This is a genomic window from Moritella sp. (genome assembly GCF_033791185.1).
Lineage (GTDB): Bacteria > Pseudomonadota > Gammaproteobacteria > Enterobacterales > Moritellaceae > Moritella.
Map to the genome: position 1 here is coordinate 1 of NZ_JASJHF010000053.1, position 22,617 is coordinate 22,617.

Consider the following 22,617-nt stretch of genomic DNA (forward strand, 5'->3'; position numbering starts at 1 on the left):
AGGGGTGGCAGAGTGGCCGAATGCACTGGTCTTGAAAACCAGCAGGGGTTAATAGCTCCTCGAGAGTTCAAATCTCTCCTCCTCCGCCATCTATATAGAGAAGCCGGAACTTATTCATTTAGGTTCCGGCTTTTTGCTATCTGGATTAAAAGAATTAAACCTTCACTATCTCATTACTGCGACGTTATAACCAACCTGTTTACCCACCCGCATTATTTTTACGTCATAATCTCGTTCCATTCCACGATAATGGATAACGCTGGAAAAGTCGTAGCACTAAAAGAAGGTGGATATCGGTAAACAAAATTGTAATTCAAACTGCTCATCATCGTCTAAAAAATGATTCTTCTGATAATGCACATAAGCAGGTGTTGACTGCATTTTAAAGCCTGATGAGGGTAACCATTGCTCAATTATCTTGCTTAGATACGGTAATAATTCACCATACTTACCGGTGAGTTTAAACACCGCATGCAAACCGCCAGGGATAACCATACTGTTTACTGTACCACGGCGTAATAATGGTCTGTCTATGGCTAAGCAAGCGACATAGCGGCACTGTTCTAAACCGACAAACGCAGGATTGGAGTGATGTAAGCCGAATTGTTGCTGATAATGTCTGCCTTCCACATTTGCCCATGCCATCAGTGTTTGCCAAGCAAGTCTAATTGAACGGCCGTAACCTTGATGACGGACATAAGCGACGTGTCTTTCTGGTAGTTGAATAATCTGTACCTGGGGCAATACTTGGTTTTGAATACGAGAGTAGGCAGCGGCAATTTCGGGATCGCGCAGGTAGGGTGGTGTCGTCGTGGCTAAATCTTTACTGCGCCATGCACCCGGTGACATCGAAAAGGTCGATTTAAACGCGCGACTAAAAGAAGAAACTGAGGCAAAGCCTGATTTAGTCGCAACAGTGACCACCGAACTGCTGGTATCAAACATTAATTGATTCGCGGCAAACTCCAAACGGCTACGACGAATGTATTGATGCACAGACTCGCCAACCACGCTTTTAAATACACGGTGGAAGTGCTGTTCAGAATAAGCGGCTATTTCAGCTAGCTGTCTTGCCGGTAATTCAGCACTGATATCACTATGAATAAAATTGAGCACATCATTGATACGTGATGTCTGCTGATTTGAAGATGGGTTTAAAAGCGATGTTATAGCCATAGTGATCTTATAAAAGCATAAACGGACATCTATAAACGCATAAATGGACATGCTATGTCAAATTTATCTACGTAGTATTAGTTGATATTAATCACTACCAGAGAGTCAAACTATGCAGTTAGCGCAATCATTACAAGCCATTAAACCGTCTTACATTCGAGAAATTTTGAGTGTCGCTAACTCGCCAGATGTCATCTCATTAGCAGGTGGATTACCCGATGGCGATCATTTCCCATTGGCATTGATGGAACAAAGTATTCAACAATTAACGGCGCGTTCAGAATTATTTCAGTACGGCAGTACGGCTGGTTACGCTCCGTTATTAACTTACTTTCGTGAATGTTATCAATTATCAGACCAGCAAGCTGCTTTGGTTTGTACTGGCTCGCAACAAGGCCTCGATTTAATTGCGCGGGCATTTTTAGATGCTGGCGATAAAGTGGTGATGGAAGCGCCAAGCTACTTAGGTGCTCTGCAAGTATTTGGATTAGCACAAGCAAGTATTGAAAGTATTCAGCAGCGTGCAGACGGTCCTGATTTAGAAGAGTTAGAGCAATGCTTTGCCAATAACATAATCAAGATGTTCTACGCTGTACCTGATTTCCACAATCCAACCGGTGTGTGTTGGTCACTTGAAGTACGTAAAAAAGTCGCGCAATTGTGTCAGCAATATAATGTCGCACTCATCGAAGATGCCCCTTATCGTGAACTACGTTTCTCTGGTTCTGAGTTACCGTTAGTATCGAGCTTCTGCCCTGAGCATGCGATTGTACTGCGTTCATATTCTAAGATCGCCACACCAGGTATTCGTCTTGGTTTAGCGAGTGGGCCTAAAGACTGGATCACAGCATTAGAACGTGTAAAACAAGGTGCAGACTTACATTCAAGTCAACCAATGCAAGCGGTGTTATTAGATTTATTACAGCACGAAGGGTTTCCACAACACCTAAATAACTTACGCCAATTATACCGCCAACGTTATCAATATCTGGCGGATTTATTAACCGCTCAATTACCTAGAAATTGTCAGTTTGAACACGTTGAAGGAGGCATGTTTATTTGGCTTTCTTTACCTGAGTGTAATGTAGATAGCCTTGCTAAAGACATGCTCGATGTTGGCGTTGCTGTGGTACCAAGCTCGGTTTTCTATCAATCATCGCAAGGAAACAGTGCGGCATTTAGATTAAACTTTACCAATGCCTGTGATGCTGATTTAGCCTTAGCAGTTACTCGCTTGGTACAAGTATTAGCAAACGTTAAATAGCTAAACAGTGCTTCTAATGCTTTTGTCTTAATTATTTTGTTATATTTTGATAAAAGTTTGAACTAAAGCATTAATGCTGGTGTCCGCGAAATCATTCTCGGATTACAATATATCTACTTTTAATTATGTAGGTAATGGTTGTTAACATGTCGAAAAATGGAATTTCAATTGGTCTCGCATTAGCGTTTACATCTTTAGCATCATCTGCAGCAAGTTATGCACCTGATGGTCGCTCTAATGCGATGGGTAATATCGGTGTCGCGACAGCTGATTATTTAGTGGCACCACTTTATAACCCAGCATTGCTTGCTGTGTTTCATGAGTCGGATGATATCGGTATTTTATTACCCGCCATTGGCGTTAACGTAAAAGATGCTGATAGCTCATTGGAAACAATTACTGATTTACAAGACACTATCGATGATTATGAAAATAGTGGTTCAAATTCTGCAATTCTTGAACAGGATATTAACAATTACCTCGATGAACTTGATGGCAATGCGCCGGTAAATATTACAGCAGGTGTTGCGTTCGCAATTGCAATTCCAAGTAATAATGTTTCGGTGAGTTTATATGGCCGTGGTTATGTTGAGGCTATTTCTAGTGTGAATGTATATAGTTCTAATGACACCGCAGAGCGTTATGAAAAATCAGAGGTGGCCGTAACTGGCTTTGGTTATTCTGAATTAGGTCTAGCATTAGCTAAACAGTATACAATATACGGTGAATCATTTTCATTTGGTGTCACGCCAAAATATCAAATTCTACAGACTTATTCAGATCTGACGAGCGTTAGCGATTTTGATGTTGACTTAGAAGATGCGGACTCTGAAGTAACTGCATTTAACTTCGATTTAGGTGCAGTATGGATGAAAAATAACTTCCGTACCGGTCTAGCAATAAAAGACGTATTAGCGCAAGAAATCAAATCAACAACGACGGGTTATACTTATGAAATGAACCCACAAGTGACGCTAGGTTTGGCTTACGCTGCTGAGTATTTCACTTTTGGTGTTGATGTCGATTTAACCGAACAAACGCGTTACGTTGAATTAGAAGATAATACTCAGTTCGCCCGTGTTGGTGTTGAATTTAATGCATGGCACTGGGCACAGTTACGTGCAGGCTATGAGCATGATATCCAAGGTACAATGGAAGATTCTCTCACTGCTGGTATTGGTATTAGCCCATTTGGCACGTTGAACCTTGATGTTGCAGGCTCTTATGGCAGCGATAATCAAGTCGGTGCATCAGCGAGCTTAAGCTTCACGTTCTAAAATGCATTAATTTAGAGACTAAAAAGGGCTGTATTACACAGCCCTTTTTGTTGTCTACCGAAAACGTATTGAGTATACGGTTTCAATTATTCTTCACATTAAGCGCTTTATTAAGCAAAGAGCTTTTCAGCCCAACGGGTGAGCCCTTTGGTTACACTGCCGAAGTGATCACCAATAATAATTTCACAGCTTGGATAGTGCTGTTGGATATACTGGAAAATAATAGGTGACTTCGCTGTACCACCAGTCACAAAAATAACCTCAGGTGTTGTTTGTGCTTGAGTAATTGTTTCGTCCATTAATGCTTTGATTTTTGCTAGCTGTGGCGCATTCGCAACTTCAAGTGCTTGGCGTGCTAATGGCAAGGTTAAACCATTTTCGACAAAGCTCAAATCCGCTGTAGTGTTGGTATCTTGCGATAATTGTTTTTTCATTTGTTCAGCAAGATTTACCACTTGGTAAGTTTGTTTTTGCTGTTGTACGTTGAGCAATCTAGCGATCAATTCTTTGTGTTCTGCGTTCTTATGTAGATCGCGCAAGCCAATAAGACTACGTTGACTATAAAAGTTAGTCTGGCAACCAATATCGTTAATGGCAACAGCATCCCAAAACGGTTTCACAGGCATCGGTAGGCCACTTTCTAAATGTGAGCCTAGGCCGAAGAGTGGCATTAATGATTTTTGGGCAAAGTGAATATCGAAATCATTACCGCCAATACGTTCACCTGAATAACCTAAAACATGCTGGAATCGGTCGCTAAGACCGTAATTTTCAGGTCCCATTTTAAGTAACGAACAGTCAGTCGTACCACCACCGATATCGACCACCAGTACGGTTTTTTCTGATGTCAAACTTTGCTCATAGTCGAAGCCAGCTGCAAGCGGTTCATACAGGTATTCAATATCCCGAAAACCAGCGCGTTGTGCTGCTGTGGTTAAGAGCGATAATGCTTGCTGGTTACTTTCTTCACCTCTGAGGCCCTGGAAGTTAACTGGCTTGCCCATAACAACTTGGGTTATTTGTTTATCTAATTGTGCTTCCGCTTTATTTTTGATATTGCAGATCATGGCCGTTACAACATCCTCCATCAGAGCCAGTTGCATCGGACTCAAGCTCGTAGCACCTAAGAATGATTTTGGAGACTTGATGTAATAGCCTTCTTCAGGGTCTTCTAAATAAGTATCAAGTGCTGCTTGGCCAAAGAAGAGTTGATCTTCATAGCCATCATTGATCAAGTTACGACCAGCTTGGATTGGTCCACGGCGTAATTGGAGATAATTTGGTTTGGCTACTGAATCAGGCAAGTGGCGCGCGATCCAGTTCGGGATCATATTACGATGTGAAGCATATAATGTTGATGCTAGATAAGAACTATTCTGATCAAGAGAAACAAGTTCAGGGGTAGTATTGTTAACATACCCTACCGCACAGTTCGAAGTACCGTAGTCAAAACCGACAAACATAAATCTTTCCAATAAAATCACTCAAGCCGCGCATTGTACACTGCTGTGATAAGTGAAACCAGATTGAAATTACGCTCTGTTTATGCTCAGTGGCCACTAAACTGCTTATCCCTGTTTATTGCGCTAAGGATAAGCAGTTTGCGTTAATCTAATCCAATAATATTGCCAGCGTCATCAATATCAATATTACGGTAATTCGGTTTGATATTGAGTCCCGGCATGGTCATGACTTTACCCACCAGTGCGGTAATAAAACCAGCACCTGCATTTAATCGTAGCTCGGTGATAGGCAGGTCAAAATCAGTAGGCACACCTTTAATGCTTGGATCATGACTAATCGACATCGGCGTTTTAGCAATACATACGGGTAAGTGAGAAAAACCAAGTGCTCCAAATCGTTGCATTTGTTCATCTGCTTGCGCTGTTAGCTTAACGCTATTTGCACCATAGCCACTTTCAGCTAACGTCACTAGTTTGTTAATAATCGATGTATTTGTATCATAGAGAAACTTAAAGTCGCTGGCTTGCTCAGTGGCAGCAACAACCGCTTTCGCGAGTTGCTCAGCACCGCGGGCACCAAGGGCAAAAGATTGACTGATTTCACAACCAAACGCCGCAGTTTTAGTGACGGCTTGCTGTAACCAATCGAGTTCTTGTGGTGTATCGGTAGGGAAGTGATTGATTGCCACAACTACCGGTACGCCATATTTTGCGACATTATTAATATGCCAATTTAAGTTTGCAAACCCAGCTTGTAGTCTTAACATATCAGGTTCGTTAATATCAGTGTTACTGGCGATACCACTATTCGCTTTCAGTGCTTTTAGCGTGACAACAAGAACCGCCGCATCCGGTTTTTTACCTGATTCTCTTACTTTAATATTACAGAATTTTTCAAAGCCCATATCAGAGCCAAAACCTGCTTCGGTAACGACAAAATCAGCCAGTTTAAGTGCAATGTTATCGGCGATAATCGACGAATTACCATGGGCGATATTAGCAAATGGACCTGCGTGGACAAGGCAAGGTTGACCACTAAGAGTTTGCATTAATGTTGGTTTTATTGCTTCGAGCATTATGGCCGTCATTGCTCCTGCAACACCAAGATCTTCTGCTGTGATAGGGTTTTCAGACATATCTAGCGCAAGCACTAAGCGGCCAATACGTTGGCGCATGTCGGTTAAATTATGGCTTAATGCTAAGATGGCCATCAGTTCTGATGCCGCAGTAATATCAAAACCTGAATCGTGCTCTGGACCATTAACAGGGCCAAGACCAACGGTAACATGACGTAAACTACGTTCGTTATGATCGATTACTCGACGCCAAAGGATCTGTTGCGGGTCAATATTCAGGGCGATTTGTCCGGATTGGTGAGCAAATTCAGCCGCACCTAATCGGGTTTCATGAAATAGGCGTGCATCCAGAGCAGCAGCGGCGAGGTTATGCGCACTGCTGACCGCATGAATATCACCGGTTAGGTGTAAGTTCATTTCTTGCATTGGAATAACTTGCGCGTAGCCGCCGCCAGCAGCCCCTCCTTTTACCCCAAAGACTGGCCCCATGCTTGGTTGGCGAATACAGGCACACGTTTTTTTGCCAATATGAGCGAGACCTTGTGTTAAGCCAATCGTTGTGACTGTTTTACCTTCACCATGGGGTGTTGGTGTCACTGCCGTGACGATGATTAACTTACCTTCTGTTTTTGTTGCTAGGCGTTTAAGTAACGCGAGGTCTACTTTTGCTTTGGTATAACCAAACGATGTTAATTCAGTCGCAAGGATACCCAGTTTATTGGCTATCTCAGCGATAGACTGAGGACTTGCTTGGTTTGAAATTTCGATATCCGTGAGCATGGTATGGTCTCTAACAGGTTTATTTTACAGATGGTGTCATAATGAATCTAATTAACGGTATTTTCTCAGGCGCATAGTAAGGGAAATAATTGCGGATAAGAAGATGTTCGTATTGTGTTATAACAATTCTCTAATCTAGGTCAATAAAGTCTAAAAATTGTCTTGTCATTACAGCCAATGTTAAACCTAATATGCTTTGCTTAAATAGTATTTATATAAATGCACCTTGTTTATCACTTATTTTTGTAGTTAATGGATTAATGTCATGATAAATACAGTAGAAATTAAAACCGAGGATGGTTATCAGCTAGTCGCTAGCGAGTTTATACCGACGAGTAGTAATGGACGTGTTGTTATTATTAATGGTGCGACAGGGGTATTACGTAAGTATTATCAACCCTATGCCGCATTTTTATGTAAGCAAGGTTTTACCATTATCACTTATGATTATCGTGGTATTGGCGATAGTAAACAAGCCAGCGTGAACGCTAAACCTGCCAGTATGATTCACTGGGGACAACTGGATATGGACGCTGTATTAACGTGGACACAAAGCCATTATTCCGAGATGAAAATTTCAGGTGTTGGTCATTCTATCGGTGGTCAATTACTGGGTATGACACCGAATAATAATCGCTACGAATCATTTCTTAACATTGCCGCGCAGCAAATACATTGGAAAAATTGGCAGCGTAAAGACCAGCCATTATCAGTGTTATTCTTTTATTGCGTTTTACCTTTATTTTATAGTGCCAACAAGGGATTACCAAAATGGGTGTTGGGAGCTGAATACTTACCAAAGCAAGTAATCAGAGATTGGAGTCGTTTTGGGCGTAAACCCTTCTATACCGATAAACAAGGTAATGAATTACATGATGGTTATCACCGCTATACTGGTAACATGCGTTTTTATGCCATGGCGGATGACAATAGATTTGCACCACCGAGTTGTGTTAAAGCACTACAGCGCCATTTTAAAAATGCGCCTTCAGATATGATTGTTGTTGATCCTAAGCAGGTCGGTATGCGATCGATTGATCATTTTGGTTTCTTCAAGCGCTCGATGTCTGAATCCGTATGGCAAGACACATCGAATTGGCTTGCCTCGTCTTCCTAGCTTTGGCGCAAATTATTTTTATCAAACAAAAAATAATTTTAACTAGAAAACCTTTACAAGAATTGTTTGCGTGCTAATCTTGCCGAAAAATACCATTTATACCCAAACTACTTCAAGATGCTATATCAGAGACTAGCAGGGGTATCTTAATATAAATAAGGCCTAAGCTTGGCACAATCTAATATAAAATTTCACCTTCTTGTGATACTTGCGACTACTTTAGTGGCAGGATCATTTTTAGCATCAGCAAACCTTGCCGGTCTTGTTAATCCATTCTCGCTCACCTTGCTGCGCTTTACTGGCGCGGTGAGTATATTATTGCCCTTTATTTTAGCCACTAAAAAATGGCGTAATAAGGTATTGCGTACCTTGCCGCGTTCGATGGTGATAAGCTTATTCTATTCGATGTTCTTTATTTGTCAGTTTGAAGCACTAAAAATAACCACCACGTTAAATACCGGCACCTTATATACGTTGGTGCCATTTATTACCGCTTTATTATGCGTGATGGTCTTTAAAGATAAAATTAAAGTTAAGCAGTTAATGATTTATCTACTGGGTGCGTTGGGTACTTGCTGGGTTATTTTTGGCGGTGATTTGTCACGACTGCTCGATTTTTCGCTAAATAATGGTGATTTGTTGTTTATTGCAGGCTGTTTATCTATGTGCTGCTATTCCATTTCAATGAAGCGTTTGTACCGTGGTGATGAGCTGATTGTGATGGTATTTAGTACGTTACTCGGTGGTTGTATATGGATGGGGTTAGCGCTGCTAATATCAGGACTACCGCTAGAATGGCATTTGATCCAAGGTGAATCGGTGTTTTATATGGCGTATTTGGTTATTGGTGCCACACTAATGACTGTATACTTATACCAGAAAACAACCGTGGCATTAGGACCAACACGAGTAATGGCATATATTTATATGAACCCTGCTGTTGTCGCTTTATTATCACTGTTGGTAAATGGCCAAACGATTAGTCTACAAGTGATCCCCGGTATTCTATTGTCAGCCTCTGCTACGTTATTATTACAGCGACAAGCAAACGCCAGCAAAACCTAGATTGTGTATTCAAGTATTTAGCGTTACAACAGAGCAAGGGTCTTCATTCGTTACTAACGCTAAATACAAAGGGTACTGTATGTTTAACACACGCAGAAAATCAAAAAGCCTAGAAGTCAAACTTTCTCATTCCGATCGTGCTAATGACATTCGCGGCATAAATCAACTCGCAGTCGATGCAGTAACGGGTTTAACTGATATTGTTGAAGCTCTGCATCATACCATTTTAAGCCTTGGCCTTAACGATAAAGACAAACCAACAAAAACACGTGGTGTGACTGGTTTTGTATATCGTAATATTCGCAGTGTCACCGAATTCGTTGGTGATAAAATTGACCTGTCTTTATCTCAATTTGGTTCGGCTTTTGGCCAGCATGAGTCATCACTTAAACGTGAAGTGGCTATTTCGATGCTTAATGGCGTCCTCGGTGATTATTTACTTGAACGTCAAAATCCCCTTGCCGTGATCATGCAATTACGCCGAAACGGTATCGCATTAACTGATGTGGCTTTACGTAATCTAATTGAAAAATCGGATGGTAAGATATTGCTGATGGTGCATGGGTTATGTATGAATGATCTACAGTGGCAAGTTGATGAACACGATCATGGTATTGAATTAGCACGTGATCTTGGCTATGAACCGATTTACTTACACTATAATACTGGCCGCCATATTTCTGAGAATGGCCGCGACTTAGCCGCGTTATTAGAATATTTAGTGACGATTTCACCACAACCGTTAACCCTTTCTATTCTTGCTCACAGCATGGGCGGTTTAGTCTCTCGCAGTGCATTTCATTACGGTGACGAAGCCGGACATACTTGGTTGGCACAAGTTCATAAAATGGTGTTCTTAGGTACGCCACATCACGGCGCTGCGCTTGAAAAAGGCGGTAACCTGATTGATATTTTGCTTGGTTCAAATCCCTATAGTTTGCCGTTTGCTAAGTTAGGTCAAATCCGTAGCGCTGGTATTACTGATTTACGCTACGGCTCGATTATTGATGAAGACTGGCAAGGAAAAGATCGCTTTAGTTATGCCGTGGATGACCGCGGATCATTAGCGTTACCCAATGGTGTGCATTGTTATACGGTTGCGGCAGTGAAAAGTAAGCAGTCGACAGTGGTCGGTGACGGATTAATTGGTGATGGTTTAGTGAATGTCGACAGTGCGCTCGGTCGCCATAATGATGACTTACTGCATCTAACTTTTCCTGAACAACACCAGTGGGTTGGTCGCGATATGAATCACATGGACTTATTGTATCACCCTGATGTATATAGCAAAATACGACATTGGTTATTAGACAACTAAATGCGACGTCAGTATATAGCCGTTTTATAAGGCTGGATTAGTGCGTGTAATGGCGTAATTATACTCATGTAGGCTTGTGAGGTTATCGATATAGCGCTGGTTATGTCATGGATATAGCGTAACTAGCCTGTTATCAGCTCTTGGTTATCTGCTATACTGTGCGCCATAACTTAAATTGTGAGTCATAACGACATCACGCTAGCCTTATTAGGACTAATTAATGACCAATAATGATATTTTACGCCGTATTCGCTACACTTTTAATTTCAGTGACGACAAAATGATCACCTTGTTCAAACAAGCTGAAGCAGATGTTACACGTGGCGAAATCAGCGATTGGTTAAAAAAAGATGAAGATCCAGCATGTGTGCGTCTTAATGATACGAAAATGGCTACTTTTTTAAATGGTCTAATTAATGCGAACCGCGGTAAAAAAGACGGCCCACAACCTGAGCCTGAGCATGCAATCAATAACAACATTATTTTACGTAAGTTAAAAATTGCGTTAGACCTTAAGAATGAAGATGTTCTTGAATTATTAGAAATCGCTGGATTCCGCTTAGGTAAACATGAACTAAGTGCATTTTTCCGTAAACCTGATCACAAACACTTCCGTGAATGTAAAGATCAAGTATTACGTAACTTCCTTGCAGGCCTGCAAATAAAACATCGTCCAGAAGACAAGTAATAAGATCAAATATAATGAATAGAAAGAAAAAAGTTGTTTCAACATTAAAGAAAAAAGCTAAAAAAGCCAATGCTAAATTAGCGCCAAGCTCTAATAAACCACGTTACATTTCTAAAGCTGAACGTGAAAAAATGGCATTAGAAGCAGAAACTGCTCAGCAACAAGAAAGCGTTCAGGAAGAACCAAGTGCTGAACAAGATCAAGCTGCAGCACAATAGTTAGCTAAAATGTAAAGTAACAATATAAAAAAGGTATAGCACACGCTATACCTTTTTTGTTTCTGCAGATTGAAGTCAGGTAAGTTTCACCACATTATTTAGAAAATAGTGTATTGATTACGCCCATTCTCTTTACTCTTATACAATGCACAATCAGCATTCTTCGTCCAAGTATCTACGGTATCGGTATTTACTGTAAATTCAGCCATACCAATCGATATTGTTACTTGTATAACGTTACCATCGTCGATTACTAAAGTGCTTTCAATTGCTTTACATAGACGTTCTGCGAGTATTACAGCGTTGTTTGTTGATGTATTCGTCAAACAAATCGAAAACTCTTCACCGCCGTAGCGCGCAGCAAAATCTGTTTCCCTAATACTTTCTCGGATCACTCTTGATACTTCAGCAATTACTTTGTCGCCTGCCACGTGGCCGTAGGTATCATTTACTTTTTTAAAGTGATCAATGTCCAGCATCATTAACGTCGATACTTGTTCATAACGTTTAACACGCTTAAATTCATTATCAACGAGGGTATTCCAGTTGTGGCGGTTATTAAGCTGGGTTAGCGCATCAGTTTGACTTAGGCGCGCTAATTTTTCATTGGCTTTATCAAGTTGTAAGCGGTTAATAGCAATATCGGTTACATCATAAATAATCAAGCTAACGTGTGTCACTTCACCGGTGAATGATGCTAATGGGATGATCGTCATATTCTGAAACATAAAATCAGAAATACCAGTCACTGGACGGTAATTGCTAAAACGAAAAATATAGGGACGCTGTTCCCAACTGGTAAATGCATTATTTTTTAGTAAAAAAACCGACTCAATTTTGCTGCGTAACCAGGCTTCAGGCAGTTCAGGAAAGTGTGAGAATAGCGGTGAGTCTTGCATATCTCTTGCAGTGATCCCGCTGTGGTTACTCATAAAGTCATTCCAAAGTTGAACCTTTAAGTCTTTATCTAACACCACCAGACCAGCGTCAATAGTTTGCACCATATTCATGATCCAATGAAACTCACTCAATGAACTTTGATTATCCATGTTAACAACTCCTTGAAGCGGTCTGCTTATTTGATCGCTTTGTATTTAAATAAACCATCAAGATAAACTCAGTTAATCGATGAGGTAAGAAAGGCTATTAAGTAGGCTCGGCAGTGACTTTTCAGTAAACAGTAATAACAGGTCACATTGCACATTATGATGTTCAATCTGATAGTTTATTTCAATCGCAACGGTTTTTTGTTTACGGAAGTTATTGGCGTTAATCATTTCTTGTACGGTACTGTGCTGGCCGAGTACAGATGGATGCCCTTGGCTAAAACTCACATTCAACTGCTGGCTAAAGCCTTGTAGGAATGCCCCAATAAGAATATTGGCGGTATCCATGAGGATCTCTTTCTCTTGGAAGTTTGAATCCTGATTTTCAATGCCCATCAATTTAGCCATATCATCAAAACTTGAATCATGGAATAACAGTAATGCTTCACCAGAAATACCGGCGCAAATAAAGCCTTGGCATACCGTTGATATTGACGCCTGTTCTGATGCGGCAGACAGTGCCATGGTTAACTCACTGGCTTCCAAAATATTAACATTGGGTACAGGCAATAGTACAAATACATCGAGTAAGCGAGCTAATAGTTCAGCGGCTTGGCCCATAGCGACATTTGCAACTTCTTGCAGCGCATCTCGAAATTCAGGTGAAAGGTCGAGTTCAGCACCAAGTGCGGGTAGTGTATCTGGAATTGATTTGATTAACTCTTGTTGTCTTTTTTCTGCGTTTTTTTGAGCTATCAACTGTGCTTCAGCTTGGGCAAACTCGTCTTTTTCGACAATACCATAGTTGATTAAGATGGCTTCTATTTGCTGGCTTGTTACCGGTTTTTTGATAAATGCTAATGCACCTAATGTGGTAACTCGTTGATGAGCTTCAGCTTGGATATCACCAGACACCACAATGACAAGCGCATTTAATTGCTCTTTTTGAATAGCTTCTAAAACGTGGTAACCATCCATCACCGGCATATTGAGATCGAGAAATACGATGCTACCTTTACCTGCTCTGATTACATCAAGACCTTCAGCGCCGTTGGATGCAAAACTAACATCCACATTCCAGTAAGGAGGAAGTGTTCTGGCCATTTGTTTACGAGCTAGGTTTGAATCATCACAGATTAATACAGAAACTGACATGAATATCCTTTTTCATCTTCAGTGAAATAGCAAAGAATTATGTCGCAATCATAACTAAAAAAATGAGGGAGTGAAAGAATTAGAAGGGATTATACCAAAATAATAACAGTTAAACATAGTGTCTTTAAAATCATGGGCAGTATATAACACTGCCCATGCGTATTTTTATTGTGGTTTAACAACCATTACACTCATTGATGCTGAACTCACGACTCTTGCTGCTACCGAACCAATAACTGCAAGTTCTAATTTAGCGCGTTTATGGCTCGGCATGACAATTAAATCCGCATTATATTTATTGGCGGCTTTAATAATTTCTTTTGATGGTTTGCCTTCCGCCATATGTATTTGTGTTGAAATGCTGTCCGCAATATGTTTTTTGGCAAAATCTTGTAATGCTGCATGTGCTGACTTGCGGATTTCTTGCAATACAGAAGAGGGGAAATGTGCTGATACCATAGGTAATTGCGACGTAGGTAATACATTTAATAAATGAATTGTTGCACCATACATTTTTGCGAGTGCACAGGCATGTTCAGCAGCAATGTGGCTAAAACCTTCTTCGTTTAGATCAACGGGTAGTAAAATAGTTTTATACATAATAATTTACTTATTTAAATGGGTTGTTTAGTTAGTGCTAATCAGAAGTTCACTATAAATGAAATGCAGCGCAAGAAAATACCCTGCATTTCATGTTATTTATGGTGATTACTTATTGTTAGCAATACGACGACGCTGACCAAGAGCAACACCAGCAAGTAACAGCAATGCTGGAATAAACAGGAACTCTTTAGCTGGACGCTCCAATGGACGTTCAACCATGAGGATATTCCAATCAAAATCAATGCCTGATTTTTCCGCGGGAGAATCAAAACCAACCATATCAACAACAGTCTTGTCTTCTTCTACGCGTAATTCTAAACCAGTACTTAATAATCGTTCAGCACCTGTGATCGCATCTTCAGCAAAAGGTAGCTGTACAATTTTAGTTTGGAACGCACCATCAAGTGTTTCGCCTTCAACGCGCAAGCGTACATCAGTACCAACAGGTAAATCAGCAAGCACTTGTTCAATATGTTGCGGGCTTACTTCTTCGATTGGTGGGTAGACCATATCCCACCAGAAACCTGGGCGGAATAACGTAAACGTGATTAATAATAACCCGATGGTTTCATACCACTTCGATTTTGTTAACCAGTAACCTTGGGTCGCAGCCGAGAATACCAGCATCGCGGTGGTTGCCGAGAAGATGGTTAGTAATAGGTGACCTATAGAGTCCACGCCAATCAATAATAACTGGGTATTAAAGATGAACATAAACGGTAAGATCGCGGTACGGATGTCGTACATGAAACCTTGAATACCGGTCTTAATCGGGTCTGCTTTGGCAATGGCGGCCGCAGCGAAGGCTGCAAGACCAACTGGCGGCGTATCATCGGCTAAGATACCAAAGTAGAATACAAATAAATGCACTGCGATTAGCGGTACGATCAAGCCGTTTTGAGCACCCAGTTCAACAATAACTGGCGCCATCAAGGTTGATACAACGATGTAGTTTGCTGTTGTTGGTAAGCCCATGCCTAAGATCAAGCTAATAAGCGCGGTAAAGCCCAGCATCAGCATGATGTTACCACCAGAGATAAATTCAACAAACTCGGTCATGACTAAGCCAATCCCTGTGAGCGTCACAGTACCGACCACAATACCTGCTGCAGCAGTTGCTACACCGATACCGATCATATTGCGTGAACCTGTTACCATGCCATCAAACAGTTCAACAAAACCTGTTTTAATTGCACTCGATAATGGTTGGCTTTGTTTGAAATAAGCTTGTAATGGACGTTGTGTGAGCACGATAAAGATCATGAACATTGTGGCCCAAAATGCCGATAAACCGGGGGAGAAACGTTCAACCGTTAAGCACCAAACGAGTACCACAATCGGTAGCAAGAAGTATAACCCTGATTTTGCTGTTGGTCCTGGTTCTGGTAATTCAAGCAAATCACTATCAGGGTCGTCCATTTCTAATTCAGGGAATTTTGTTGAATATTTAACTAAGCCAACATAAACCGCAATAGTAACGATACCGACAATCCAGGTTGCTGCTGAACCAAATACATCTTTCGTCCAGCCAATACCATAGTACACAGCAAAACTAAGTACGATGATTAATACAACAACTGACATAAACGAGAATAAGCTCTGTGCTAGTGTCGGTTTATGACGACGTGGTAAACCTTCCATGCCGGCTTTACATGCTTCTAAATGCACGATGTAGATTAACGCAACGTAAGAAATAAGCGCAGGTAAAATAGCGGCTTTAATTACTTCGATATAAGGAATACCAACGTATTCCACCATCAAGAATGCTGCTGCACCCATAATAGGTGGTGTTAACTGTCCATTGGTTGATGCCGCAACTTCTACTGCACCCGCTTTAGTCGCAGGGAAACCAACACGTTTCATCAACGGAATGGTAAAAGTACCTGTTGTTACTACGTTGGCAATTGAAGAGCCTGATACTAAACCACTTAAACCTGATGCAACAACGGCTGCTTTTGCAGGGCCGCCACGCATGTGGCCAAGTAGTGAGAATGCAACTTTAATGAAGTAGTTACCAGCGCCTGCTTTATCAAGCAGTGAACCGAATAGTACAAACAAGAATACGAATGACGTTGATACACCAACAGCAACACCAAATACACCTTCGGTAGTTAACCATTGGTGAGACATGGTTTTATTTAAACTTGCACCTTTGTGGGCAATGATGTCCGGCATATATGGGCCGGCAAAGGTATAAGTTAAAAATACCGCTGCCACGATCATCAGTGGTGGACCTAAAGAACGGCGAGTCGCTTCTAGCAGCAATAACATACCTGTTGCAGCAACCGCTGTATCGACGAAAGTCGGAGCACCAGCACGATCAGCCAGTTGATTATAAAATAGGAAAAGATAAGCAGCACAGAACGCGCCTACGAATGCAAAAATCCAATCAGTCAGCGGCACATGGTCGCGCGGTGACGATTTCATCGCAGGGTAAGCTGTAAACGCTAAAAAGATAGCAAAAGCTAAGTGAATAGAGCGGGCTTCAGTATCATTAATAATACCAAAGTTTAAAATGAACGGCAGAGGAGAGGCATACCATAATTGAAATAACGCCCATATAAATGGCACTATTAACAAAATATTTTTAGCAATACCTTTAGGATCGCGCGCACCAGTATCTGATTGTGCAAGCATCTCCTGCAATTCAGCATCCATGCTAGTGGTTTGATTTTCTGTTTTAGACATCTGTCCTCCATCATTCTGTGATTATTATCACACGAAGTGGCTCGGTTATTCGTTAGTAGAATAATTAATACTGCGCTCTTAATTTCGAAGGGTGCACTGCTTATTAGCTTAACTAATCCGTAGTATAAGAATAATCAGTCACATGAGTAAGAGTAGTAAAAATTATAAAGCTGGGTATGATCATCTGATATAAAAGAGGAAGGGGACAGTATCTCCTTCCTCTTTTTAACTAAAAGGTTAGCTTATTTTAGGCCGACTTCTTTGTAGTATTTAGCTGCGCCTGGGTGAAGCGGTGCGCTAAGTGCTGCTGTCGCCATATCTTCTTTTGTTAGCGATGCAAATGATGGGTGCAAACGTTTAAATGTATTGAAGTTTTCGAATACTGATTTTGTTAGTTCATACACTGTTTTGTCAGACATTGATTTTGGTGTAACGATTGTTGCGCGAGCACCAAATGTTACTGTGTCTTTCGGTGAACCCGTGTAAGTGCCGCCAGGGATAACTACTTGGCTGTAGTAAGGGTTTTCTTCAATTAGTTTTTCAACGGTAGAATCGTTAACGGTTACAAGTACAGCATCACACGTTGTTGTTGCTTCTTTGATTGAACCATTTGGGAAACCAGCGAAGAATACAAATGCATCGATTTTGTTATCACAAAGTGCTTGAGATTGTTCGTTTGCTTTTAGCTCTGACGTGAGTGAGAACGCGCTGTTATCCCAGTTGTAAGCTTTCATTACAACATCCATTGTGCTGCGTTGACCTGAACCTGGGTTACCAACGTTTACACGTTTACCTTTCAGGTCTTTAAAATCTTTAATACCTGAATCTTTACGAGCAACAATTGTGAGTGCTTCAGCGTGTAGTGAAAACACTGCGCGTAAGTCAGTGTAAGGACCTTGATTTGCGTATTGGTTTAAACCTTTGTAAGCATAAAACTGTTGATCAGATTGTGCTACACCGAAATCAAGTTCACCAGCACGCATAGTGTTGATGTTATAAGCTGAGCCACCAGTACTTTCTACTGAACAACGAATGTTGTGCTCTTTACGGTTGCGGTTTACAAATTTACAAATTGCACCACCGGCAGGGTAATAAACACCTGTAACACCACCAGTACCTATTGTAATAAATTCACTTGCTTTTGCTGTTGCGATACTTGGTGCCGCAGCCGCTATTGTTAAACCTGCTACAGCAAGTGATTTTGCAATTGTTTTTGTAATAGACATGTTGTGTTCCTTTTTATAAGTCATTAGTCGCTTGTTTTACTTCAGGGCATTCTATGGCCATGAAATTGAATCCGTAAATCCAAGTGAGTGTATTTAATCAGCAAAAATAAATAATGCAATACTTATGATACAGCAAAATAACCCGTCATTATCTGTTTTTACCATACTTCGTGACACTAAGTTAACAAAAAGCAAACAATCTACAACTTTGAAATGATTTAAGCTAAATTCTAGTACAGGCAGGGCTCTTAGATAGATTTATTTTTATAAACATAGGTATTTGTAAATTTGAAATGCTTATTTTTTGAAGGGATATCATATTTTGTTAAATCTTCATAACATAACGTAATTATTTATATTTAAAGATAAATCTGTGAGCTCGATCACTGAACTGCTTGGCTGTTTTATGTTCGTTTCTTAAAATGCTAGGGAAATAAAATAGTAATGGTTAGTGCTAAAAGTCGAAAAAATGCTTGAAAGCTTGCATTTTATAGCGTGAAAAAAGTGGGTTCTCGAGTTTGAAATTAATATCTGCACCTTGTTGGCGTTGTGCTAATCTACCACAATCTAATGCTGAAATTACTCCCGCTTTCGGATAACCGCCTATAGTTTGCCGGTCTTGAAGTAAGATAATTGGCAACCCATTTGCAGGTAATTGGACACTGCCTAATGCAATCCCTTCTGAGACCTGTGCTGTTGGCAAGTCGGTAATCATTTCACCCGTTAATTGATAACCCATTCGGTTTGCTTGTGCGCTGATTTGATAGGTATTGCTGAGTAATTGCTGTTGCTGTTTTGAGTTAAGTCGCTGCCATTGATAGCAAGGCAATAGCCCCAGCGTTAACGGCGTTGAATAATTTGGAATATAATGTCGCGGAACCGCCACTTCTATTGGTAATTCTGTTGTTGCTGTCTTTGTGGCTTGGCTAGTTATTGGTAAGCACTGGCCTGCAATTAGCGGTGTGCTTGTTATTTGGCTGAGTTGATCTCGAATAACGGTACTACGGCTATGGTGGTTTGGTTGTGTTTGCAGACCGCCGAAAACGGCAAGGTAGCCGCATTTTCCGGTCTTTGCTGCGCCGTATTGGATGATGTCACCAGATTTTACGTGATGTGTTTGCCAATTAAAAGCAGGCTTATTATTAATGGTAACGCCAAATTCTGCGCCACAAATCGAAATACAGCTATCTGCTAAGACTTCTAAGCTGATTAATCCATAATGAATCTCAATACTTGCCATATTACTGCTATTACTGAGTACTTTGTTTGCCCAGAGATAGGCGTGAAGATCTGCTGGGCCGCCAGGTGTTATGCCTAAATGCTGATAGCCAAACCGACCAAGGTCTTGAATTAAGCTATAAATACCCGGCTTAATAATCTTAAATGCAGACGTCGTTGTCATGATGCTTGGTCCTTTTGGTGGTAATGGTTAAACTCATCAAGTGAAATTTGGTTAAATTTCACTTGGCAGCCAACTGCAAGGGTATCGAGTGCCGCAGGACTTTGACCTATGATTTGCCAGCCTCCAGGACTTGCTTTTGGATAAATGGCGGTTTGGTTATCTGCAATCCCAACACTGCCAGCTACAACCTGTGCTTTTGGTTTTGCGTGCCTTGGTATTTGTATGCGTTTATCTACGTCACCTAAATAGGCAAAATTAGGCATAAAGCCAATAGCATAACAACTATATATAGTAGAAGAATGAATGTTGATAATAGCATCAATAGACAGTGCGCTATGTTGTGATAAGGCGGCAAGATCAGGCGCGAGACTTTGGTGATAACAAACGGGGAGTATGATCAAATCAGCAGTTGTGGTGAATGCTTGATGTGACGCTGGTGTGTGGCTATTTAATACTTGTTTCACGTAAACATGTATTTTATTGATTAACTGATGGGGTTCAATTTTAATGATATTAAAACTAATCAGCAATGTTTGGTATGAGGGAATGATATCAATAATAACAGGGACTAAATCAACCGCATTGTTTAACTGCTGATTTAAGCGGTAGATCAGCGGTAACAGTTGTGTGTTATCTGCATCGGTAAAGCGGATCAGAATCGCATCATAACCAATCATCTCGATCTGGTATTGCATGGTTCACTCCTTGCTTACTGTCATTGCTGATTTTATTTTTGCGATAGCGGCAACAGATAGGGCGTTATCGCCATGCACACAAAGGGTATCTGCATTTAATTTGATGATATTGCCCTTATTGCTCGTCACACTGCCATGCTTGGCAAGCTGCATTGCTTGGTTCACAATCTGACTTTGCTGGGTAAAGACTGCGCCTGGTTGTCGTCTATCTTGCAACAAACCCGCATCGGTATAACAACGATCTGCAAATGCTTCGAATAGGAGTGGCACATTAAATTGGGCTGCAAGGGCTTGACTGCGGCTGTTATCTGTTTGTGCCATTAACATCAAGGGTAAGTTAGCACTAAACGCGGCAACGCCTTTAAGAATCGCAATCAATATCGCCTCATTTTGCATCATGTCGTTATATAGCGCACCGTGCGGTTTGACATAACTTAACGGCATATCTTGTTGTTGGCAGAAAGCCGCGAGGGCACCTATTTGATATAGAATTAATGCTTGAATTTCATCAGTAGTACACTGCATATGACGACGGCCAAAACCAACCAGATCGGGATAACTAGGATGTGCACCAACCACGACATTATAATGCTTAGCCAGAGACACGGTTTGCTGCATAATTAGTGGATCAGAGGCATGAAAACCACATGCGATGTTCGCCATGTCAATGTATGGCATTACGGCTTCATCCATTCCAAGCTGCCAAAGGCCGAAACTTTCACCCATATCGCAATTTAATTTCACTGGTTAATATCCTTATTAACGAAGTCTTTCTATATATAAGCAATGCTTAGTTATTGCAGTAATTATTTATGATAGCAAGTGTTTTATATGAGGGCATTATTTTATGAAGGAGATAGCTAAGGACGTAGAATAAAAACGAGGTGAAGTAGAAAGGTATAGGATAAAAGCCCCAAACAATTAAAGGTATTATTTAGGGGTTTTAGTAATTAAGCAGCAAACTATCTGTTTGGTTGTGCTTTAAATGTTTTTCCTGTTTCAGCTACGCTGTCATTACCCATTAAATAGAGGTAAAGCGGCATGATATCTTCAGCTGTCACTAGTGTTTCTGAATTTTCACCAGGGAAGGCTTTAGCACGCATCCCCGTTCTTGTTGCTCCTGGATTAATACAGTTAGCACGAACATTGGTATTTTCAAATTCGTCAGCCAATGTTTGCATCATGCCTTCGGTCGCGAATTTTGAAATTGCATATTCAGCCCAATAAGCACGGCCTTTCACACCCACACTTGATGAGGTGAAAATAATAGAGGCTTTGTCTGCTTTTCTAAGGACAGGTAATAGCGCGCTGGTCATGAATAACTGTGCTTTAACATTGACCTGCATTACTTCGTCATAGCTCTTTTCATCAATTTGATGGAATGGACCTAATACGCCTAATTGACCGGCATTGTTCAATAAACCGTCTAGTTTACCGAATTGAGCGTCAATGGTATCAGCCATGTCTTTATAGTTTTCAATTGTCGCGCCTTTCATATCAAGTGGAATAATTGCTGGTGTTGGCGCGCCAAGTGCTTCAATTTCGTCATAAACAGCTTCAAGTTTAGCCACTGTTTTACCAAGTAATATGACTGTCGCACCATGCGCGGCATAGGTTAATGCTGCTTGACGTCCAATACCGTCACCGGCGCCTGTCACTAAAATAGTTTTGTTTTCTAATAGATTTTTTTCTGCTTGATAATCCATTTTTAGGGTTCCATATCGACATATCTGACAATATTGTAACCTGCAAAGCTTGTAGATGCGATGCTGTAAATGCTATAAAGAGCAAAAATAGATATAACCGACCGAGGATTAAGATTTGGAATTTTTAAATGAATACGGTATTTTTTTAGCGAAAACGCTAACATTCGTTTTGGCGTTATTATTTGTAGTGGTCAGTATTATCAGCCTTACGTCTAAGCAAAAGAAGACAAACGGGCGTTTAGAGATAACCAATTTATCAGAACAATTTAAAGATGTTGAAGACGAATTACAGTTACATTTAGTATCTGAAGATGAAGCTAAACTATTAGAAAAAGAACAACATAAAGCAGAAAAGAAAAAACACAAAGCTGAGCTGAAAGCGTTTAAAAAAGCGCATAAAGAAAAAGCCAAAGATAAAGAAGAGACTAAAGCAGAAGACGTTGAATCTCGTTTATTTGTGCTAGATTTTACGGCTGGTATTGATGCCAAAGAAGTTGCTTCGCTGCGTGAAGAAATTACCGCTATTTTATTCGTTGCTAACGAACATGATGAAGTGTTAGTACGTTTAGAAAGTGGCGGTGGTGTGGTACACGGTTATGGCCTTGCAAGCTCACAGTTAGAGCGTTTAAAACAAGCTAATATTAAGCTAACAAT

Annotated in this window: 19 protein-coding genes and 1 pseudogene; 8 read left to right on the forward strand and 12 right to left on the reverse strand. The window is 40.7% G+C overall.

All coding sequences use genetic code 11. The features are described from left to right. Positions 1–276: 276 nt before the first annotated feature. Complete coding sequence (locus QNK26_RS03240; RefSeq protein ID WP_319220828.1) at positions 277–1,176, reverse strand: AraC family transcriptional regulator; 900 nt, start codon at positions 1,174–1,176, stop codon at positions 277–279. Between the two features lie 112 nt (positions 1,177–1,288). Here QNK26_RS03240 and QNK26_RS03245 point away from each other — a divergent pair, with 112 nt between their 5' ends. Then, positions 1,289–2,440: a PLP-dependent aminotransferase family protein gene (locus QNK26_RS03245; protein WP_319220829.1), complete on the forward strand. Its 1,152-nt coding sequence runs from the start codon at positions 1,289–1,291 to the stop codon at positions 2,438–2,440. A gap of 146 nt (positions 2,441–2,586) precedes the next feature. Further along, a complete protein-coding gene (locus QNK26_RS03250; protein WP_319220830.1) occupies positions 2,587–3,717 on the forward strand; it encodes a conjugal transfer protein TraF in 1,131 nt (376 codons plus the stop codon). 110 nt (positions 3,718–3,827) lie between these two features. Here QNK26_RS03250 and yegD read toward each other — a convergent pair whose 3' ends face one another. Together yegD and QNK26_RS03260 are read right to left on the reverse strand one after the other, a co-directional pair. Next, positions 3,828–5,180: a molecular chaperone gene (gene yegD, locus QNK26_RS03255; RefSeq protein ID WP_319220831.1), complete on the reverse strand. Its 1,353-nt coding sequence runs from the start codon at positions 5,178–5,180 to the stop codon at positions 3,828–3,830. 143 nt (positions 5,181–5,323) lie between these two features. Then, positions 5,324–7,036 carry a formate--tetrahydrofolate ligase gene (locus tag QNK26_RS03260; protein WP_319220832.1) on the reverse strand — a complete coding sequence of 571 codons (1,713 nt, stop codon included), beginning with the start codon at positions 7,034–7,036 and terminating at the stop codon, positions 5,324–5,326. A gap of 265 nt (positions 7,037–7,301) precedes the next feature. Here QNK26_RS03260 and QNK26_RS03265 point away from each other — a divergent pair, with 265 nt between their 5' ends. From QNK26_RS03265 to QNK26_RS03285, 5 genes are all read left to right on the forward strand, one after another. Then, positions 7,302–8,153, forward strand: coding sequence for an alpha/beta fold hydrolase (locus QNK26_RS03265; protein WP_319220833.1), 852 nt, complete (start codon positions 7,302–7,304; stop codon positions 8,151–8,153). Between the two features lie 168 nt (positions 8,154–8,321). Beyond that, positions 8,322–9,218, forward strand: coding sequence for a DMT family transporter (locus tag QNK26_RS03270; RefSeq protein ID WP_319220834.1), 897 nt, complete (start codon positions 8,322–8,324; stop codon positions 9,216–9,218). 79 nt (positions 9,219–9,297) lie between these two features. Beyond that, entirely contained in the window at positions 9,298–10,536 is a 1,239-nt protein-coding gene (locus tag QNK26_RS03275) for a hypothetical protein (protein WP_319220835.1), read from the forward strand. A 220-nt stretch (positions 10,537–10,756) separates the two neighbouring features. Then, entirely contained in the window at positions 10,757–11,224 is a 468-nt protein-coding gene (locus QNK26_RS03280) for a DUF1456 family protein (protein ID WP_319220836.1), read from the forward strand. A 14-nt stretch (positions 11,225–11,238) separates the two neighbouring features. Further along, positions 11,239–11,442 carry a DUF2986 domain-containing protein gene (locus QNK26_RS03285; protein ID WP_319220837.1) on the forward strand — a complete coding sequence of 68 codons (204 nt, stop codon included), beginning with the start codon at positions 11,239–11,241 and terminating at the stop codon, positions 11,440–11,442. Between the two features lie 98 nt (positions 11,443–11,540). Here QNK26_RS03285 and QNK26_RS03290 read toward each other — a convergent pair whose 3' ends face one another. The 9 genes from QNK26_RS03290 to QNK26_RS03330 form a co-directional block, all read right to left on the reverse strand. After that, entirely contained in the window at positions 11,541–12,491 is a 951-nt protein-coding gene (locus QNK26_RS03290; RefSeq protein ID WP_319220838.1) for a sensor domain-containing diguanylate cyclase, read from the reverse strand. A gap of 72 nt (positions 12,492–12,563) precedes the next feature. After that, the gene (locus QNK26_RS03295; protein ID WP_319220839.1) at positions 12,564–13,643 is read right to left on the reverse strand and encodes a response regulator; all 1,080 of its coding nucleotides are present in this window, start codon (positions 13,641–13,643) and stop codon (positions 12,564–12,566) included. Positions 13,644–13,808: 165 nt separating this feature from the next. Further along, complete coding sequence (locus tag QNK26_RS03300) at positions 13,809–14,243, reverse strand: universal stress protein (protein ID WP_319220840.1); 435 nt, start codon at positions 14,241–14,243, stop codon at positions 13,809–13,811. Between the two features lie 108 nt (positions 14,244–14,351). Next, a complete protein-coding gene (locus QNK26_RS03305) occupies positions 14,352–16,934 on the reverse strand; it encodes a TRAP transporter permease (RefSeq protein ID WP_319220841.1) in 2,583 nt (860 codons plus the stop codon). A 242-nt stretch (positions 16,935–17,176) separates the two neighbouring features. After that, positions 17,177–18,160: a TAXI family TRAP transporter solute-binding subunit gene (locus QNK26_RS03310; protein WP_319220842.1), complete on the reverse strand. Its 984-nt coding sequence runs from the start codon at positions 18,158–18,160 to the stop codon at positions 17,177–17,179. 454 nt (positions 18,161–18,614) lie between these two features. Continuing rightward, positions 18,615–19,562: a biotin-dependent carboxyltransferase family protein gene (locus QNK26_RS03315; protein WP_319220843.1), complete on the reverse strand. Its 948-nt coding sequence runs from the start codon at positions 19,560–19,562 to the stop codon at positions 18,615–18,617. Beyond that, positions 19,559–20,257 carry an allophanate hydrolase subunit 1 gene (locus QNK26_RS03320; protein WP_319220844.1) on the reverse strand — a complete coding sequence of 233 codons (699 nt, stop codon included), beginning with the start codon at positions 20,255–20,257 and terminating at the stop codon, positions 19,559–19,561. Before QNK26_RS03320 ends, QNK26_RS03315 begins: the two co-directional genes overlap by 4 nt. Positions 20,258–20,260: 3 nt before the next feature. After that, on the reverse strand, positions 20,261–21,001 hold the full coding sequence (locus QNK26_RS03325) for a 5-oxoprolinase subunit PxpA (protein ID WP_319220845.1): 741 nt from the start codon (positions 20,999–21,001) through the stop codon (positions 20,261–20,263). Positions 21,002–21,219: 218 nt separating this feature from the next. Beyond that, positions 21,220–21,963: a YciK family oxidoreductase gene (locus QNK26_RS03330; protein WP_319220846.1), complete on the reverse strand. Its 744-nt coding sequence runs from the start codon at positions 21,961–21,963 to the stop codon at positions 21,220–21,222. A 115-nt stretch (positions 21,964–22,078) separates the two neighbouring features. On the opposite strand from QNK26_RS03330, the pseudogene QNK26_RS03335 reads away from it, so the two are divergent. Then, positions 22,079–22,617, forward strand: a pseudogene (locus tag QNK26_RS03335) (protease SohB); the annotation flags it as partial.

Excerpts from the sequence above, each read along its gene's own strand:
- QNK26_RS03290 (WP_319220838.1), bottom strand. The coding sequence starts at position 12,491 with ATGGATAATCAAAGTTCATTGAGTGAGTTTCATTGGATCATGAATATG.
- QNK26_RS03300 (WP_319220840.1), bottom strand. The coding sequence starts at position 14,243 with ATGTATAAAACTATTTTACTACCCGTTGATCTAAACGAAGAAGGTTTT.
- QNK26_RS03295 (WP_319220839.1), bottom strand. The coding sequence starts at position 13,643 with ATGTCAGTTTCTGTATTAATCTGTGATGATTCAAACCTAGCTCGTAAA.
- QNK26_RS03330 (WP_319220846.1), bottom strand. The coding sequence starts at position 21,963 with ATGGATTATCAAGCAGAAAAAAATCTATTAGAAAACAAAACTATTTTA.
- QNK26_RS03260 (WP_319220832.1), bottom strand. The coding sequence starts at position 7,036 with ATGCTCACGGATATCGAAATTTCAAACCAAGCAAGTCCTCAGTCTATC.
- QNK26_RS03240 (WP_319220828.1), bottom strand. The coding sequence starts at position 1,176 with ATGGCTATAACATCGCTTTTAAACCCATCTTCAAATCAGCAGACATCA.
- QNK26_RS03250 (WP_319220830.1), top strand. The coding sequence starts at position 2,587 with ATGTCGAAAAATGGAATTTCAATTGGTCTCGCATTAGCGTTTACATCT.
- QNK26_RS03275 (WP_319220835.1), top strand. The coding sequence starts at position 9,298 with ATGTTTAACACACGCAGAAAATCAAAAAGCCTAGAAGTCAAACTTTCT.
- QNK26_RS03265 (WP_319220833.1), top strand. The coding sequence starts at position 7,302 with ATGATAAATACAGTAGAAATTAAAACCGAGGATGGTTATCAGCTAGTC.
- QNK26_RS03305 (WP_319220841.1), bottom strand. The coding sequence starts at position 16,934 with ATGTCTAAAACAGAAAATCAAACCACTAGCATGGATGCTGAATTGCAG.
- QNK26_RS03280 (WP_319220836.1), top strand. The coding sequence starts at position 10,757 with ATGACCAATAATGATATTTTACGCCGTATTCGCTACACTTTTAATTTC.
- QNK26_RS03310 (WP_319220842.1), bottom strand. The coding sequence starts at position 18,160 with ATGTCTATTACAAAAACAATTGCAAAATCACTTGCTGTAGCAGGTTTA.
- QNK26_RS03320 (WP_319220844.1), bottom strand. The coding sequence starts at position 20,257 with ATGCAATACCAGATCGAGATGATTGGTTATGATGCGATTCTGATCCGC.
- yegD (WP_319220831.1), bottom strand. The coding sequence starts at position 5,180 with ATGTTTGTCGGTTTTGACTACGGTACTTCGAACTGTGCGGTAGGGTAT.
- QNK26_RS03245 (WP_319220829.1), top strand. The coding sequence starts at position 1,289 with ATGCAGTTAGCGCAATCATTACAAGCCATTAAACCGTCTTACATTCGA.
- QNK26_RS03285 (WP_319220837.1), top strand. The coding sequence starts at position 11,239 with ATGAATAGAAAGAAAAAAGTTGTTTCAACATTAAAGAAAAAAGCTAAA.
- QNK26_RS03315 (WP_319220843.1), bottom strand. The coding sequence starts at position 19,562 with ATGACAACGACGTCTGCATTTAAGATTATTAAGCCGGGTATTTATAGC.